Origin of the sequence: Erythrobacter mangrovi, assembly GCF_013260645.1 — a bacterium.
In the GTDB taxonomy this organism is placed as follows: domain Bacteria; phylum Pseudomonadota; class Alphaproteobacteria; order Sphingomonadales; family Sphingomonadaceae; genus Qipengyuania; species Qipengyuania mangrovi.
In genome coordinates, this window is sequence record NZ_CP053921.1 from 1996558 (window position 1) to 2013639 (window position 17082).

15 protein-coding genes are annotated in these 17082 nt (G+C 63.4%); 5 read left to right on the top strand and 10 right to left on the bottom strand.

Translation table 11 applies throughout. The features are described 5' to 3' along the window. Positions 1 to 33: 33 nt before the first annotated feature. From ilvD to HQR01_RS10185, 3 genes are all read right to left on the bottom strand, one after another. Positions 34 to 1878 (bottom strand): dihydroxy-acid dehydratase, encoded by a 1845-nt coding sequence (gene ilvD, locus HQR01_RS10175; RefSeq protein ID WP_173214768.1) that lies wholly within the window; start codon positions 1876 to 1878, stop codon positions 34 to 36. 90 nt (positions 1879 to 1968) lie between these two features. After that, on the bottom strand, positions 1969 to 2694 hold the full coding sequence (locus HQR01_RS10180; RefSeq protein WP_173214769.1) for an N-formylglutamate amidohydrolase: 726 nt from the start codon (positions 2692 to 2694) through the stop codon (positions 1969 to 1971). Next, positions 2691 to 3500 (bottom strand): 4-(cytidine 5'-diphospho)-2-C-methyl-D-erythritol kinase, encoded by an 810-nt coding sequence (locus HQR01_RS10185; RefSeq protein ID WP_173214770.1) that lies wholly within the window; start codon positions 3498 to 3500, stop codon positions 2691 to 2693. Before HQR01_RS10185 ends, HQR01_RS10180 begins: the two co-directional genes overlap by 4 nt. A 3-nt stretch (positions 3501 to 3503) precedes the next feature. Here HQR01_RS10185 and HQR01_RS10190 point away from each other — a divergent pair, with 3 nt between their 5' ends. Next, entirely contained in the window at positions 3504 to 3875 is a 372-nt protein-coding gene (locus HQR01_RS10190) for a hypothetical protein (protein WP_173214771.1), read from the top strand. A gap of 96 nt (positions 3876 to 3971) precedes the next feature. Here the strand turns inward: HQR01_RS10190 and HQR01_RS10195 are convergent, their stop codons facing one another. Beyond that, the gene (locus tag HQR01_RS10195) at positions 3972 to 5618 is read right to left on the bottom strand and encodes an electron transfer flavoprotein-ubiquinone oxidoreductase (protein ID WP_173214772.1); all 1647 of its coding nucleotides are present in this window, start codon (positions 5616 to 5618) and stop codon (positions 3972 to 3974) included. Between HQR01_RS10195 and HQR01_RS10200 the strand changes: the two genes are divergently transcribed. From HQR01_RS10200 to HQR01_RS10215, 4 genes are read left to right on the top strand one after another with little or no spacing between them, the layout of a single operon-like run. Further along, positions 5617 to 6483, top strand: coding sequence for a uracil-DNA glycosylase family protein (locus HQR01_RS10200; protein ID WP_173214773.1), 867 nt, complete (start codon positions 5617 to 5619; stop codon positions 6481 to 6483). The two genes, HQR01_RS10195 and HQR01_RS10200, sit on opposite strands and share 2 nt — an antisense overlap. Then, the gene (locus tag HQR01_RS10205; RefSeq protein ID WP_325064499.1) at positions 6480 to 8189 is read left to right on the top strand and encodes a lytic transglycosylase domain-containing protein; all 1710 of its coding nucleotides are present in this window, start codon (positions 6480 to 6482) and stop codon (positions 8187 to 8189) included. Before HQR01_RS10200 ends, HQR01_RS10205 begins: the two co-directional genes overlap by 4 nt. Positions 8190 to 8197: 8 nt before the next feature. After that, positions 8198 to 8725, top strand: a complete 528-nt coding sequence (moaB, locus tag HQR01_RS10210; protein WP_173214775.1) for a molybdenum cofactor biosynthesis protein B — start codon at positions 8198 to 8200, stop codon at positions 8723 to 8725. 40 nt (positions 8726 to 8765) lie between these two features. Next, on the top strand, positions 8766 to 9851 hold the full coding sequence (locus HQR01_RS10215; RefSeq protein WP_173214776.1) for a PA0069 family radical SAM protein: 1086 nt from the start codon (positions 8766 to 8768) through the stop codon (positions 9849 to 9851). A 7-nt stretch (positions 9852 to 9858) separates the two neighbouring features. Here the strand turns inward: HQR01_RS10215 and HQR01_RS10220 are convergent, their stop codons facing one another. The 6 genes from HQR01_RS10220 to dnaE form a co-directional block, all read right to left on the bottom strand. Beyond that, entirely contained in the window at positions 9859 to 10329 is a 471-nt protein-coding gene (locus HQR01_RS10220; RefSeq protein ID WP_234030126.1) for a DUF411 domain-containing protein, read from the bottom strand. A 42-nt stretch (positions 10330 to 10371) separates the two neighbouring features. After that, entirely contained in the window at positions 10372 to 10803 is a 432-nt protein-coding gene (locus HQR01_RS10225) for a DUF1330 domain-containing protein (RefSeq protein ID WP_199800331.1), read from the bottom strand. Between the two features lie 11 nt (positions 10804 to 10814). After that, positions 10815 to 11360 carry a pseudouridine synthase gene (locus HQR01_RS10230; RefSeq protein ID WP_188115100.1) on the bottom strand — a complete coding sequence of 182 codons (546 nt, stop codon included), beginning with the start codon at positions 11358 to 11360 and terminating at the stop codon, positions 10815 to 10817. Continuing rightward, the gene (locus tag HQR01_RS10235) at positions 11357 to 11869 is read right to left on the bottom strand and encodes a GNAT family N-acetyltransferase (RefSeq protein WP_407644607.1); all 513 of its coding nucleotides are present in this window, start codon (positions 11867 to 11869) and stop codon (positions 11357 to 11359) included. Before HQR01_RS10235 ends, HQR01_RS10230 begins: the two co-directional genes overlap by 4 nt. Next, positions 11853 to 13454: a long-chain fatty acid--CoA ligase gene (locus HQR01_RS10240; RefSeq protein WP_173214781.1), complete on the bottom strand. Its 1602-nt coding sequence runs from the start codon at positions 13452 to 13454 to the stop codon at positions 11853 to 11855. Before HQR01_RS10240 ends, HQR01_RS10235 begins: the two co-directional genes overlap by 17 nt. Before the next feature lie 128 nt (positions 13455 to 13582). Then, entirely contained in the window at positions 13583 to 17074 is a 3492-nt protein-coding gene (dnaE, locus tag HQR01_RS10245) for a DNA polymerase III subunit alpha (protein WP_173214782.1), read from the bottom strand. Between the last annotated feature and the right edge of the window lie 8 nt (positions 17075 to 17082).

Genomic DNA, 17082 nt, shown 5'->3' on the forward strand with positions numbered 1-17082 from the left:
GCCGCTGCCACGGTGACGCGCCGGGGGCAAGGGTCAGCGCTTGATCTGCGAAACGTCGCGGATCGCACCGCGTGCTGCACTGGTGGTCATCGCGGCATAGGCTTCGAGTGCTGGCGAGACCTTGCGCGGGCGCGGTTCGGCGGGCTGCCAGCCGGCAGCATCGCGCGCGGCTCGGCGCGATGCCAGTTCTTCGTCGGACACCGCCAGGTTGATCGACCGTTCAGGGATCGAAATCACGATAGTATCTCCGGTATCGACCAGGCCGATCGCGCCGCCTTCGGCCGCTTCGGGCGAGGCGTGGCCGATCGACAGGCCCGATGTCCCGCCCGAAAAGCGCCCGTCGGTGAACAGTGCGCATTGCGCCCCCAGCCCCTTCGACTTGAGGTAGCTGGTCGGGTAGAGCATTTCCTGCATGCCCGGCCCGCCGCGTGGCCCTTCGTAGCGGATCACCACGACATCGCCCGCGACCACTTCGCCCGCGAGGATACCCTCGACCGCTGCGTCCTGGCTCTCATAAACCCGCGCCTTGCCGGTAAAGCGCAGGATGCTCTCGTCGACCCCGGCGGTCTTCACGATGCAGCCATCCTCGGCGATATTGCCGTAGAGCACGGCGAGCCCGCCATCCTTGCTGAAGGCATGCTCAGCACTACGGATAACCCCGTTCTCGCGGTCGAGGTCGAGATCGGCCCAGCGGCGCGACTGGCTGAAGGCGGTCTGCGTCGGCACTCCACCCGGCGCGGCGGAGAAGAACTCGCGCACCTTGTTGTTCTTGGTGCGGCCAATGTCCCAATCGTCAAGCGCGTCGCCCATCGTCGGGCTGTGCACGGTCGGCAGCGCGGTGTGGAGCAGGCCCGCCTTTTCCAGCTCGCCGAGGATCGCCATGATCCCGCCGGCGCGATGGACGTCTTCCATGTGCACGTCGCTCTTCGCCGGGGCGACCTTGCTGAGGCACGGCACCTTTCGACTGAGCCGGTCGATATCCTTCATCGTGAAATCGACCCCTGCCTCATGCGCGGCGGCAAGCAGGTGGAGCACGGTATTGGTCGATCCGCCCATGGCGATATCGAGGCTCATCGCGTTCTCGAAAGCTTCAAAACTGGCGATACTGCGCGGCAGCACGCTCTCGTCGTCTTCCTCATAATAGCGCTTGGCGAGCGTCACCACGAGCCGCCCGGCGCGTTCGAACAGGCCCTTGCGGTCGGCATGGGTCGCCAGGGTCGAGCCGTTGCCGGGAAGCGAAAGACCCAGTGCTTCGGTCAGGCAGTTCATCGAGTTCGCAGTAAACATCCCGCTGCACGATCCGCAGGTCGGGCAGGCATTCTGCTCGATCGCCGACACTTCTTCATCGGTGTAATGCTCGTCCGCTGCGGCAACCATGGCATCGACCAGATCGAGCGCGACCTCCTTGCCCTTGAGCACGACCTTGCCCGCTTCCATCGGGCCGCCCGAAACGAACACCGCCGGGATGTTGAGCCGCAGGGCCGCCATCAGCATTCCGGGGGTGATCTTGTCGCAGTTGGAGATGCACACCATCGCATCGGCGCAATGCGCGTTGACCATGTACTCAACACTGTCGGCGATCAGATCTCGGCTGGGGAGCGAATAGAGCATCCCGTCATGCCCCATGGCGATCCCGTCATCGACCGCGATGGTGTTGAATTCCTTGGCAACGCCGCCCGCCGCCTCGATCTGGCGCGCGACCAGCTGGCCAAGGTCCTTGAGGTGGACGTGGCCCGGCACGAACTGCGTGAAGCTGTTGACCACGGCGATGATCGGCTTGCCGAAATCGCCGTCCTTCATCCCCGTCGCGCGCCATAATCCGCGCGCGCCGGCCATGTTGCGGCCATGGGTGGTGGTGCGGGAGCGATAGGCGGGCATGGCAGGTCTCTCTTGCTGGAAGTCCCTGCCTAGCAGACCGCGAGGCCTGCGCTAACGCTAGATTGGCGCGAGGGCGGCCAAGCCTGCCTATCAGACCTCGAGTGCCACCCGCCCCATAACGTCGGCCAGCAGCATGGCCCAGCGCGACTGCCCCGCCTCGTTGGCAATCTGGTCCTGGCGGATCTCGACCGTGCAATAGGGAATGCCCTGCGCTTCGGCATGGCGGTCCATCGTGGCATTGAGCTGCTTGCCCGAATAAGGTTGGTTGTCCCCCACAGTCAGGCCATGCTCGCCGAGCAACCGGATCGCGTGGCGAGCCGCACGATCATCCTGGTTGTAAAGCAACGCGACTTCCCACGGCCGCTCTTCGTCGCTGGTGGCAAGCTGTGGGGTGAAGCTGTGGATCGAGACGATCAGCTTCGGCCGCGCCTCGCCAATGAACTCCGCCAGCGCATCATGATAAGGCCGATGGTAGCGCGCCAGCCGGGTCTCGACATCGGCACCGATATTGCCGGCAACCAGGTATCCGTCGCTGGTGGTCGGTACCACCGCGGCTTCGTCTTCCTTGCGGTGGAAGTCACATACCAGGCGGCTGACGGTGGCAATATGCGCAGGGATACCGTGACGACGGGCGAGGCGATCGGCAACGCCCTCCGCCCCGATATCGAGCGCAATGTGCTCGTTCATGAGTGCCGGGTCGATACCCAGTTCGATCCCGGTGGGAACGTGGTTCGATGCATGGTCGGCAACACAGATCAAGCCGCCCGGCCTGAGGTCGTCGACGCCCACCTGGCGGAACGGCCTTCCGTCGATCATCTGAGTTTCCCTCGCATCTGCCACCAGCCAGGATGGTCGGCGGCGATACGTGCCGCCGCCTGGTCCCGCGCTGCTTCGTCATCGAACAGCGCGAAACACGTCGCGCCCGAACCCGACATACGGGCGAGGAACGGCGAAGTTCCGCGAAGCGCTGCCAGAACGCCCGCGACCGGGGGGCAAAGCGCAATGGCTGGGCCCTCCAGGTCGTTGCGTCCCTCAAGCGCGATGGTGCGCGCGTCGCCCGCAGGCATCGGGCCGCGATCCGTGCCGTCCCACGCCTTGAAAACCGGACCGGTGGAAAGCGGCATCCGCGGATTGACCAGCAACACGGGCGTGCCCGCAAGGCTGTCGTCGGCGGGTTCAAGCTCCGTCCCCGTGCCACGCCCGATGCAGGTACGACTCTCGACACAGGCCGGAACGTCGGCGCCAAGCGCGGCCGCACGGTCTCGCCAGTCGTCAGGCAGGCCATGGGCTTCGCGCACAATCCGGAATACCGCCCCCGCATCAGCCGATCCCCCGCCCAACCCCGCGGCAACCGGGAGCTTCTTCTCCAGCGTGATCGAAAGTCCACTATCATGAGGCAGCATCGCCAGCGCCTTCGCGACCAGATTGTCCCGTGGATCATCCAGCCCTTCGGCAAACTCGCCGACCACACGGACCATATCCTGATCTGCGGGCTCGACGCCCAGCACATCCCCCGCGTCGACGAAGGCGAACAGCGTCTCGAGCTCGTGGTACCCGTCCTCCCGCCGCCTGCGGACATGCAGAGCGAGGTTGATCTTGGCGAAGGCGATTTCTTGCACCATAAAATGATCGGCCTCGACTCAATTCTGCTTCATGTTCAGAGCTTGCTCGGCCCGGAGCGCATCCAAATACGTGAAGAACTCATCGTCCTCATCGGTCTTCCAGCGATTCAGTCGATGAAGTTCGGTTGGTTTGAGGACTACTTCACCGTTGCGATAAATCAGGCGCCCCTTGATCCTGAAGGTCGCTATGGCAGCGTGCATCCAAGGATCGCCACCCTTGTACAGCACGGGAGCGGCGTCGCGATCCAACTCTACCGAGCGGAAACAATTTCGATCCAAGAAGTAAATGCCGCCCCCATGTGGCCAAGACATGATATCGATTATCTCACCCTGCCAATCGACGCTAAGGCCCTGCCAGAAATGCTCATTTTCTGACAATCTGCAAATGGACGATGGAGCATTGCCACAGGCTGCGAGAGGCAAGATCGCCGTAAACAATAATAGAATCCGTGTGATGCCCACGATTGGGGCTCACATATTCGGATAGTTCGGCCCGCCGCCGCCTTCGGGCGTCACCCAGGTGATGTTTCCGTTGGGATCCTTGATGTCGCAGGTCTTGCAGTGGACGCAGTTCTGCGAGTTGATCTGGAACTTGGGCGATCCGTCCTCGTTCTCCAGCCACTCGTAGACGCCTGCGGGGCAGTAGCGGGTCGATGGACCGGCGAAGACGCCCAGCTCGCTCGCCTTCTGCAGCTCCATATCGGCCACCTTGAGGTGCACCGGCTGGTCCTCAGCATGGTTGGTGTAGCTGAAGCTGACATTGGTCAGGCGGTCGAAGCTGAGCTTCCCGTCGGGCTTGGGGTAGGCGATCGGTTGGTACAGGTCGGCGCGTTGCAGTGACTCGCTATCCTTGTGGTGCTTCATCGTGATCGGCAAGCCGATCTTGAGGGTGCGCATCCACATGTCGATCCCGGCGAGCACGGTGCCCAGATCGTCGCCCCACTTGGCGACCATTGGCTGCGCATTCTTCACCAGCTTCAGCTCATCGGCGATCCAGCTCGATCGCACGGCCGAGTCATAGTCCTGCAGCTCGGTGTGCTCCTTGCCCGCGGCGATCGCTGCGGCGATGCTTTCGGCGGCGAGCATGCCGCTCTTCATGGCGGTATGGCTGCCTTTGATGCGCGGCACGTTCACGAAACCGGCCGAGCAGCCGATCAGTGCACCACCCGGGAAGGCCAGCTTGGGCACGCTCTGCCAGCCGCCCTCATTGATCGCGCGCGCGCCATAGGCGACGCGCTTGCCGCCTTCGAGGATCGCGGCGATCTCGGGGTGGTGCTTCCAGCGCTGGAATTCTTGGTAAGGCGAGACGTAGGGGTTGGCGTAATCGAGCGCGGTGACGAAGCCGAGTGCGACCTGGCCGTTGGCCTGGTGGTAGAGGAAGCCCCCGCCCCAGCTGCTGGTTTCGGATAGCGGCCAGCCCTGCGTGTGAATCACGCGACCGGGCACGTGGTTTTCGGGATCGATGTCCCACAGTTCCTTGATGCCGAGGCCGTAGACCTGCGGCTGGCAATCCGCCTCGAGGTCGAACTTCGCCTTCATCTGCTTGGTCAGGTGACCGCGCGCGCCCTCGGCGAAGAGCGTGTACTTCGCGTGGATCTCCATCCCCGGCTGGTAATCGGGCTTGTGGCTGCCATCGGCGGCAATGCCCATGTCCTGTGTGACTACGCCGGCAACTGCGCCTTCGGCATCGAACAGCACCTCGGAAGCGGGGAACCCGGGGAAGACCATGACTCCCAGCCCTTCGGCCTGTTCGGCCAGCCAGCGGCACAGATTGCCGAGCGAACCAGTGTAATTGCCCTCGTTCGAAAGGAACGGTGGCATGATGAAATGCGGCATGTCCGACTTGCCGCTCTTCGAAAGAATCCAGTGCCAGTTGTCGGTCACGGGGGTTTCGGCCATCGGGCAACCCTGATCACGCCATTCAGGCAGCAGCTCGTCGAGCGCTTTGGGGTCGACCACCGCGCCGGAGAGGATATGCGCGCCGATTTCGCTGCCCTTTTCGAGCACCACGACCTCAAGGTCGTCATTGATCTGCTTCAGGCGGATCGCCGCGGCGAGGCCGGCCGGGCCACCGCCGATGATGACGACGTCGCAGGGCATCGATTCGCGTTCGCTCATGTCTCTCTCTTTTCGTCGCGTATTCGGTGTGAATGCCTTGATTGGTGGCGCGTTAGAGGTCAAGACCTCGCTCGGACGGATGATGCAGGTCGACAGCCCCGATATGCCCGATTTTACGCCGCTCGAAGGCCTCGAGGGGGCGCTCGACTGGTGGCGTGAGGCAGGGGTCGAATACGACTTTGCCGAAGAATCGACCGACTGGCTTGCCAAGCTAGAGGTTCAGGAAACCGTAGCGGCACCGGCGGAGCCTGCGCCCGAGCTTCCCGCGCCCCAAAGCCCCTTGCAGCGCGCGTTGGTCCGCGATGACCTGCCCCGCATCGGCGGTGACACGGCAGCATGGCCGGATACGCTGGAAAGTTTTCGTAGCTGGTGGATGACCGAATCTTCGCTTGCCGATGGCGCGCTCGATCGACGTTTGCCGCCGCGCGGGCTGGCACAGGCGAAGCTGATGGTGTTGGTCGGCCAGCCGGAACCTGACGACGCCGAGGGCCTGCTCAGTGGTGGCGCAGGAAAGCTGCTTGCCGCAATGCTGCGTGCAATGGGGATCGCCCCGCACGAGGCCTATCTTGCGAGTGCCCTTCCCGCTCCGATGGCCCTGCCCGACTGGAACGAACTGGCGGCTCGCGGACTTGGCGACGTAGCCCGGCACCACATTGCTCTCGCCGCTCCGCAACGTATCCTGGCGGTCGGCCGCGCGCAGCTGGCGCTGTTCGACATCCCGCCGGAGAAGGCGCGCGATCCGCTCGTGGTCGAGTGTGGCGAGAAGCCATACCCACTACTCGCGGCCCCCGATTTCGCTCAGATCGCCCGTAGCGCCCCCCGGCGCGAGCGCTTCTGGCACCGTTGGCTCGAATGGACCCGATGACCCTCAGACCCGCCCTTGTCCTTGCCGTCTCGCTGATTGCAGCCCCGGCCGCCGCGCAGACCAGCAGCGTGGATTATTTCACGCGCTCGCATGCTCAGGCCCTGCCGCAACTGCTTTCGACAGAAGACCGCGCTTTTTATGGTTCTCTCTACGAAGCGATCGACAACAAAAATTGGGACCGCGTCGAAGTGCTGCTGGGTGAGCGTCCCGATGGCCCGCTGCACGGGGCGGCTTTGGCCAGCTATTATCTCGATCCCGCCAGTCCGCGCATCCCGCTCGAACGGATCGAGGATTGGCTCGATCGCTACCGCAATTTGCCCCAGACTGCGGCGATCGTACGGCTCGGCAAGACGCGCGGGCTCGATCACTACATCGACACACCGGGCGAACGCTCACTGGTGCGCCAACGAGGGTTGACCAAGCGACTGCGTCCCTCACCGGTCGACGACGGTACCATGCCGAGCTCGATCAGCACGGCCATTCTTGAGCGCATTACCAATGACGATCCGGATGGCGCACGCATCCTGCTCGACGGCGTCGATGCCTCGCTCTCTAGCGCCACGCGTGCCGAGTGGCGCCAGCGCGTCGCCTGGAGCTACTACATTGAGAACCGCGACCCCGAGGCATGGGGACTGGCCGAAACGATCCGCTCCGATGGCAGCGGCGCCTGGGTCGCCGAGGGTGATTGGGTCGCCGGCCTCGCCGCCTGGCGGCTGGGCGATTGCGAGCGTTCCGCAGAGGCATTCCGCCGCGCGGCGATGAGCGCGTCCAACCCGGAGCTGACCACTGCCGCGCACTACTGGGCCAGCCGCGCCCTAGTTCGCTGCCGCCAGCCGGAGGACGCCGCCGAACAGCTGCGTGGGGCAGCACGCTATCCCGAGACACTTTATGGCATGCTGGCCTATGAGCAGTTGGGCCGCACGCTCCCCAATACCCATACCGAGCCCGACCTAACCAATGTGGACTGGAACCGGCTACGTAATGAACCCGCCGCCGTGCAGGCAGTGATGCTGGCCGAGGTCGGACGCAGCGTCGATGCGGACGAAGTGCTGCGTTGGATGGCCCGTACGGGGGATGCCAGCGACTATGCCGCGCTCGGCAGGCTGGCTCGGGCTCTGGGGCTTTCAGGCACGCAGAATTTCATGGCCTATAACGCGCCGCCGGGTACCGCGTCGCATCCCAGCCTGCGCTTCCCGGTGACCTTCCGGACCCCGATCGGCGGATGGCGGATCGATCCTGCGCTCGCCTTTGCCCACGCATTGCAGGAATCGAATTTTCGCGAGCGTGTGGTGAGCCCCGCCAATGCCATCGGCCTGATGCAGATCCGTCCGATCGCGGCTCGCGAATACGCCGCCTCGATCAACCTCAGTGCGGATGCCGATCTCAAGGACCCGGCGGTCAATCTCGCCTTCGGCCAGCGCACACTCGAAGCGCTTAGCCAGGGTAGCTTCACGCAGGGCAAGCTACCCAAGGTCATGGCCGCCTATAATGCCGGTCCGACGCCGGTGGCACGTTGGGCGAGCGAAATCCGCGACCAGGGTGATCCGCTACTGTGGATGGAATCGATCCCATATTGGGAAACGCGCAGCTATGTGGCGATCGTAATGCGCAATTATTGGATGTACTTGCGCCAGGCGAACGCCCAGGCGCCCAGCCGCATCGATTTGGCCGAGAACGACTGGCCGATCTTCCCGCGCGTCAGATAGGAGTATTCATGGCGATCGATGAAAGCCGCAGCTACAAGCCGATCCGCATCGCATTGTTGACGGTTTCGGACACGCGCACTGCCGCTGACGATACCTCCGGCGACATCCTTGCCGAGCGGATCACGTCAGCCGGGCACGAGCTGGTCACACGCGAAATCAGCCGCGACAGCGTCGAGGAGATCGCCGCGCATCTTCACCGCTGGATCGACGATGAAGGCGTGGATTGCGTCATTTCCACGGGCGGCACGGGCCTAACAGGACGCGATGTCACGCCAGAGGCGCTCGACCGGGTGAAGAGCAAGGACATCCCCGGCTTTGGCGAGCTGTTCCGCTGGCTGAGCTACAAGACCATCGGCACCAGCACCATCCAGAGCCGCGCCTGCGCGGTCCTGGCGCGCGGTACCTATATCTTCGCCCTCCCGGGCTCGAACGGCGCGGTGAAGGATGGCTGGGACATGATCCTCGCCGAACAGCTCGACAGCCGCAATCGCCCCTGCAACTTCGTCGAACTGATGCCACGCTTGCGCGAACGCTAGCGACTAGCTCTCGATATATGTTCTGTGTATGTTCTCATACATGGAACGCCGACTCGCCCCTGAACTCTCCGGCCGCGGCGCGCAATCGGGCGCAGTACCGACGCGCTTCGGGCTTGCGACGCGCGAAGTCGACGGCGATTGGCGTGACTACATGGAGTCATTGGACGGCCCACCGGTAAAGCTGCGCACAACCGTGACCGAGGAACGGCCCAAGACTATCCTCAGCTTCAACCAGTCGCCCGATATCGGTTTCGATCGCTCGATCAACGCCTATCGCGGATGCGAGCACGGCTGCGTCTATTGTTACGCGCGCCCGACCCACGCCTATCACGACCTTTCACCGGGGCTTGATTTCGAAACACGGCTCTTCGCCAAACCCAATGCGGCGGAACTGCTGCGCGCAACGCTGGCGAAACCGAAGTACACTCCCAGGCCGATCGCCATGGGGACCAACACGGACCCCTACCAGCCAATCGAGGACCGTTATCGCATCACCCGCAGCGTGCTCGAGGTCTGCCTCGAAACGCGCCACCCGGTAACGATCACCACCAAGTCCGACCGATTGCTGGCAGACCTCGACCTCTTGGTTCCGCTGGCCGAACAGCATTTGGTTGCGGTGGCGATATCGGTGACGACGCTCGATCCGAAGCTGTCCGGCAAGCTTGAACCCCGCGCAACTTCGCCCGTTAAGCGACTCACAGCACTGCAGAAACTAGCGGCCGCGGGTGTCCCCGTTCACTGCAATGTCGCACCAGTCATTCCGGCCATCACCGACGAATTCATGGAAGGCATCATCGAGCAAGCAGCCGCTGCTGGCGTGGCAAGCTGCGGCTGGATCGCGCTGCGCCTGCCGCACGAGATCGCGCCGCTGTTTCGCGAATGGCTGAGCGTCCATTTCCCCGATCGCGGCGACAAGGTGATGAACATCGTCCGCTCGATTCGCGATGGGAAGGACAACGATCCGAACTTCTTCAGCCGGATGAAGCCGACTGGCGTCTGGGCCGATCTTTTCCGAACCCGCTTCCGCCTGGCCTGCAAGCGCGCGGGTGTCGGCAGACCTAGGTTCGAGCTTGATTGCACTCAATTCAGGCCACCCAATATCGGCGGCCAGTTGCAGTTGCTCTAGCGCAGGATCAGTGAACGTGTGCAGGTTGGCTGCCTGCATGGGTGGCCCACACGCTCAGCTTCCCGTTACGACCGATCAGAACCGTCTGGTAGGTGGGTGTCGCGCGGCCTGGCGTTTCCATGCCTGGAGATCCGGCGACCATTCCTGGCACACTAAGCCCCACCGCATTGGGCTTCTCTCTCAGCAGGCGACGGATGTCTTCAGCAGGGACGTGACCCTCAATGACGTAGCCCGCAATCTTTGCAGTATGGCAGGAGCGTAGCCTGTCGGGCACGCCAGCAGCCGTTGCGATGGGGGCGGTATCCTGGACATCGCGAACCTTGAGGGTGAAGCCCGCTGCCTCCATTCGCGCAACCCATTCGGTGCAACAACCGCACAACGGCGTCTTTACCACATCCAGGGTCGCAGCGGCAGCGACCTGTGCGCAGGCGATCAGAGCTAGCGGCGCGAGAACGAAACTGAGATTCCTGATTTTCATCATAAACTCCTTGGCGGCGACTCCGTCAAACCGAGAGATGGGCTAAAACCCCTCGCCACCCTCACTGGGCTTGAATCGGATCAGGCGGCTGTCGACCAAGGCCGCAGTGCGATTCACCACAGCAAGCTGGTAGTCGGGGTCCTTGATCATCTCGAAGAAAGCCGCGCTGTTCGGGTATTGCGCAACGAAGCCATCGTCCCAGCGCATGCTGTCGGGACCGGTGACCATTGTCTGGAAGGTGCCTCGCCACACGATCGTGCCGCCCACCCGGCGAAAGATCGGGCCGCTCGTCTTGCCGTATTCATGATAGGCGCGGCGGCCGCTCCAGCCCTTGCCAGCATGCTCATGCCCCTCGGGATATTGGGCCTCGTCGCGATAGAGCAACAGGTTGAGCATGTGGATCGGCTCGTCGCGCGGTAAATCCTTGAAGGCGTTGAAGTTGGCGGGGCTTGGATCGATGAAGGTCTCGCTCACGAATCTCTCCTCTAGAGGTCGAGTACACGGTATTCGCCCGGGGCGAGTCCGTCCACGCTCCATTGGCCGATCCGCCAGCGGACAAGCCGTAAGGTCGGCAATCCGACTGCCGCCGTCATCCGCCGCACCTGGCGATTGCGCCCCTCGCTTATCTCGAGCGCAATCCAGCTGTCGGGCACGTTCTTGCGATAACGTACCGGCGGGTCGCGCTCCCATAGCACCGGCGGATCGATGCGCCTGGCCCGCGCGGGCCTGGTTATGCCGTCATTCAGCTTCACGCCTCGTGCTAGTTTCTCAAGCGCTTCTTCGCCAGCCTCACCCTCGACCTGCACAAGGTACGTCTTGGGAAGCTTGTAGCGCGGGTCGGCAATGCGTGCCTGCAAGCGCCCATCGTCGGTAAGTAACAGAAGGCCCTCGCTATCCTTATCCAGCCGCCCGGCAGGATAAACATCTGGCACGTCGACGAGATGCGCCAGTGTATCTTCTACGCCTTCCTTCCCGCCGGTGAACTGCGACAGCACACCATAGGGTTTGTTGAGTAGGACCAGCCTGCTCACGCGACAAGTTCGCGCTGCATATAGACGGTGTCGAGGATTCGTCCGAACTTGCGACCGACCTTCTTCATGCGCCCTGCGTGTTCGAAGCCGCATCGCGCATGAAGCGCGACCGAGGCTGGCTCGCCGCCGCCGATCACCGCAATCATTTGCTCGAATCCGCTCGCTCGCGCTGCGTCGACGAGTGCTTCGAGCAGACGCCTCCCAAGGCCGGTGCCGCGCAAGTCGGGGTCGATATAAATGCTGTTCTCGCAGGTATGGGAGTAGGCTGCCCGGTCGCGAAATTGGCTGGCGTAGGCGTAGCCTGCCAGCACGCCATCAACCTCGATCGCCAGAAACGGCCAGCCACGCGCAAGAATGTGCGCAATCTTCTCCTCCCAAAACGCCACGTCCGGTGCCTCGGTATCGAAGCTCGCCGTGCCGTGCGCGACATGGAAGGCATAGATCGCCTGCACCGCCGCAGCGTCCGTGGGGACGGCCGGGCGGATCGCAATGTCAGCCAAGCGTGTAATCCGCAAAGCGGTCGCGCAGGTCCTTCTTGCTGATCTTGCCCGTGGCGGTGTGCGGGATATCATCGACGAACTCGACCGCATCGGGAAGCCACCACTTGGCGACCTTGTCAGCGAGATATTCGGTGATCTCGGCGCCCGTGCAGTCGGTACCTTCCTTCTTCACCACGAACAGGACCGGTCGCTCGTCCCACTTGGGGTGCGGCATGCCGATGCAGGCAGCTTCCGCCACGGCCGGGTGGCCGACAGCCGCATTCTCTAGCTCAACCGAGCTGATCCATTCACCGCCGGACTTGATGACATCCTTGGTGCGATCGGTCAGTTGAAGCGTGCCATCGGGGTGGATCACACCGACATCGCCGGTGTCGAACCAGCCATCGGGCGTGGTCGCGTCCTGCTCTGCCTTGAAGTAGCGCTTGAGCACCCAGGGTCCGCGGATCTGCAAGGCGCCCGACGTCTCACCATCGCGCGGCATTTCCTTAGTCGCATCGTCGAGCGAGACGATGCGCAGCTCGACCCCATAGATCGGGCGCCCCTGCTTCATCGTCTTTGCAACCTTCTCGTCGAAGGTGAGACTGTCCCAATCGGCGGTAGGGCCGCCTACGGTTCCGATGGGCGAAGTCTCGGTCATGCCCCAGGCGTGCTGCACACGTGTGCCGTTCTTCATCAGGCGTTCGATCATGAACTTCGGCGCAGCCGAGCCACCAATGGTCGCAGCCTTCAGCGGCGGCAGGTCGATGCCCTGGGCATCGCAATACTGGAAGTGCGCAAGCCACACGGTCGGCACGCCGGCACTGTCGGTAACGCCTTCGCGCATCATCAATTCGTGCAAGACGGCGGGATCATTGACCGCGCTGAAGACGAACTTGATGCCCGCCATGCCGCCCGAATAGGGCAGCCCCCAACTCGCCGCATGGAACATCGGGACCACCGGCAGCATCACGCTGGACGGGGTGAAGTTGAAGGCCGTGGTCTGCAGCCCTGCCATCGCGTGCAGCATGGTCGAACGATGCTCGTACTGCACGCCCTTGGGATGGCCCGTGGTGCCACTGGTGTAGCAGATCATGCAGGGATCGCGTTCGTCGCCCCCGACCCACTCGAAATTGCCATCCTGCGCGCCAATCCAGTCCTCGAAGGCAGGCGAATGCTCGCCAGAATCGAAGCAGATGTAATGCTCGACCGTAGTCCAGCGGCTGCGCATGCGATCAACGATCGACTGGAACGCCGCGTCGTAGATCAAAACTTTGTCTTCGGCATGGTTGACGATGTAGTCGAGCTGGTCGTCGAACAGGCGCGGGTTCACCGTGTGCAGCACGCCGCCCATCCCAGCAACGCCATACCAGCTGACGAGGTGGCGCGAGTGGTTCATCGCCAGGCTCGCAACCCTGTCACCCTTCTTGAGGCCCAGCGCGAGCAGCGCCTGCGCCATCTTTTTCGCATCACGGCGAATACCGGCCCAGTTCGTACGCGTTTCGCTGCCATCGGCCCAGCGGGTCACGATCTCGCGATCTCCCGCCTCGCGTGCCGCGTGATCGACCACGTGGGTGATCCGCATGGTCCAGTCCTGCATCGCTCCGAGCGCCATCATCTCTCCTCTCAATCCCCTTCCCTCATTGCGAAGAGACGCGGGCGGGTGTCAATCCATCATCGCACGGCGTTGCATTCGCAGCTGCCCGACATGGATTGCTTCGCCTGCGGCTCGGCAATGATTGACGATCAGGCGACGAGTCTGAGATGGCTCCCCGCTCGCCGCGCTGTCAGTTGCACCTTGGCAAGACCGGGGACGCTTGCCAAGCGTTCGGCGAGGTTTCCGTCAACGTTGAATGCGCGGCCAAGAATCATCAGTGGCGGAGTTTCGGCCCCGGTCAGCATGGTTGCCTGAACCTCGTCGCATCCCTCGCCCGCAGCGGTCAGCTCGATCGCGAGCTGCGCCAGGGCATCGGTGTCGCTGATTTCTAGCGTCAGCAGCATGGGCGTCGATCCGCGCACCTCGGACAGTGGCACCGCACCGCGAACGGTGATGCGGGGCGGCTCGTCCGGACTCGGGCTATCGAGTTCGACGGTGAGCTTCACGCAGGTCTGGTCTTCGGCCCATTGCAAGAACGGTTCGACCAGCCCCTCCTCGAAGCAGGCGGATGAGAATTGGCCCGAACTGTCGGAGAAATCGACCCGGACAAAGGGCTTGCCGCGCTGGGTGGTGCGCTTGGTCGCCCTCTCCACCATGGCCGCCATCACAGCGCTGGTCCGTCCACCCGTGGGTGCACCGCCTGTCATCAGCGAGGCATAGCTGCGCGCGCCCTGCGCCGAGGCCACCGTGCGCCACGCCTCGACCGGGTGTTCGGCGAAGTAGAAACCGAAGTTCTCCTTTTCGCGCGCCATCTGGTCGGCCCGGCTCCACGGCTCCACGTCCTTGAGCCGGAGCGTATCCTCTTGTTCCTCGTCACCCCCGCCAAACAGCGCGGCCTGCCCGCTTGAGCGCTCGCGCTCGGCAGCATCGGCCACTGCCAGCAGCATGTCCGCATTGGCGAAAAGCTTGGCGCGATTGGTCTCGAACTCGTCGAGCGCGCCCGCGCTTGCCAGCGCTTCCAGCTGGCGCGAGTTCATCGAACCCTTGGGCAGGCGTTCGAACAGGTCCTGCAGGCTCGCGAAACGGCCCGATGACTCGCGTTCGCTCACAATCGCTTCCATCGCGCGCTCGCCGACGTTGCGAATACCCGCCAAGGCATAGCGCACGGCATAGCCTTCGTCCGTCTGCTCGACGGTGAATTCGGCTTCGGAGTGGTTGATCGACGGTGGCAGGACCTTCACGCCACCCGGTTTGCCGGGATAGCGCCGTGCATCATCGACGAACACCGCCAGCTTTTCCGACTGGTGCATGTCGAAGCACATCGAGGCTGCGAAAAATTCCTCGGGGTAATGCGCCTTGAGCCAGGCCGTTTGATAGGCGAGCAATGCGTAGGCGGCAGCGTGCGACTTGTTGAAACCGTAACCGGCGAACTTGTCGATCAAGTCGAACAACTCGCTCGCCTGCACCGGTTCGATGCCCGACTCCGTCTTGCAGCCCTCGATGAAACGGGCGCGCTGGGCATCCATTTCCGCCTGGTTCTTCTTGCCCATGGCGCGGCGCAAGAGGTCGGCATCGCCGAGCGAGTAGCCGGCAAGGATCTGCGCGGCCTGCATGACCTGTTCCTGGTAGACGAAGATGCCGTAGGTTTCGGCGAGAATCCCCTCGAGCTTGGGGTGCGGGTACTCGATCGGCACTTCGCCCGCCTTGCGCTTGCCGAACAGCGGGATGTTGTCCATCGGCCCCGGACGATAGAGCGAGACCAGCGCAATGATGTCGCCGAAGTTGGTCGGTTTCACCGCGGTCAACGTGCGTCGCATGCCTTCCGATTCCAGCTGGAACACGCCCACCGTGTTGCCGCTCTTCATCAGTTCGTAGACCTTGGGATCCTCGAGCGCGAGCTGGCTGAGGTCGATCGTCACGCCGCGCCTCGCAAGCAGGTCGACCGCCTTCTTCAGCACCGAGAGCGTCTTCAGCCCGAGGAAGTCGAATTTAACCAGGCCGGAGCTTTCGACATTCTTCATGTCGTATTGCGTTACCGGCATGTCCGAGCGCGGATCGCGATAAAGCGGGACCAGCTGCGCCAGCGGGCGATCGCCGATCACCACGCCCGCCGCGTGGGTCGAGCTGTTGCGCGGGAACCCTTCGAGCTGCATCGCCAGGTCGACGAGGCGCTTCACCTGGTTGTCGTTGTCGTATTCGCGTTTGAAGTCCGCCGCCCCGTTCAATGCGCGCGGCAGTGTCCATGGATCGGTCGGATGGTTTGGCACCATCTTGCAGAGCCGGTCGACGTGGCCGTAGCTCATCTGCAGGATACGGCCGGTGTCGCGCAGCACCGCGCGCGCCTTCAGCTTACCGAAGGTGATGATCTGCGCGACGTGGTCGTGTCCATATTTCTGCTGCACATAGCGGATCACTTCGCCGCGCCGCGTTTCGCAGAAGTCGATATCGAAGTCGGGCATCGACACGCGTTCGGGGTTGAGGAAGCGTTCGAACAGCAGGCCCAGCTTGATCGGGTCGAGATCCGTGATTGTCAGGGCCCAGGCGACCAGCGAACCTGCGCCCGATCCACGCCCCGGGCCCACCGGGATATCGTGATCCTTCGCCCATTTGATGAAATCGGCAACGATCAGGAAGTAACCGGGAAAGCCCATCTGGTTGATGATCCCGACCTCGAAGTCGAGGCGGTCGAGATAGACCTTCCGCTCCTCTTCGGAGAGTTCACCGTAGAGCGCAAGCCGTGCCTCCAACCCTTTGCGCGCATCCTCTTCCAGCATGCGTGCCTCGCCTTCGAGATCGCCCGCGAGGCTGGGCAGGATCGGTTTGCGATAGGGCGGCATATAGGCGCAGCGCTGCGCCACGACGAGCGTGTTCTGAACCGCTTCGGGCAGGTCCGCGAAGCCTTCCTCCATCATGTGGAAGGTCTTGACGTAGCTTTCCGGGTTCGAACGGACGCGATCCTCGGCATCGACATGGGTCGAACCGGCGATGCACAGCATCGCGTCATGCGCCTTGTGCATATGCGGTTCGGCGTAGTTGGCCGGGTTGGTCGCAACCAACGGCAGGTCGCGCACATAGGCGAGGTCGATGAGCGCGGCTTCCGCCCGCTCCTCCACCGGGTCGCCGCGCCGGGCGAGTTCGACATAGAGGCGGTTCGGGAACAGCGCCTGCAACCGGTCCGCGAGTGCATCGGCGTGTGCCTGTTGCCCTTCGGCCAGCAGGCGGGTCAGCGCCCCGTCGCCGGAGCCCGTGAGTGCAATCAGGCCGCCAGTGTGCCCGTCGAGGTCGTCCAGCCGCACATGCGGCTCGAATTCAAGCGGTCGATCGAGGTGAGCCTTCGATACGAGGTGGCAGAGATTGTCATACCCCGCTTCATCCTGGGCATAGAGCGGCAGGTAGTCGACCTGCTTGCCTTCAGCATCCCGCGCGACGCCGAGCAGCGCGCCAATAATCGGCTGGACGCCTTCAGCCTTGCATGCCCCGGCGAACATGACCGCGCCGTAAAGTCCGTTGCGGTCGCAGATCGCCATGGCGGGAAAGCCCCGCTCCTTGGCCAGCTTGGCCATCGCCTTGGGATCGATCGCCCCTTCGAGCATCGAATAGGCCGACAGCACACGCAGCGGGACAAAGGGCTTGTACGACATCGACCCAG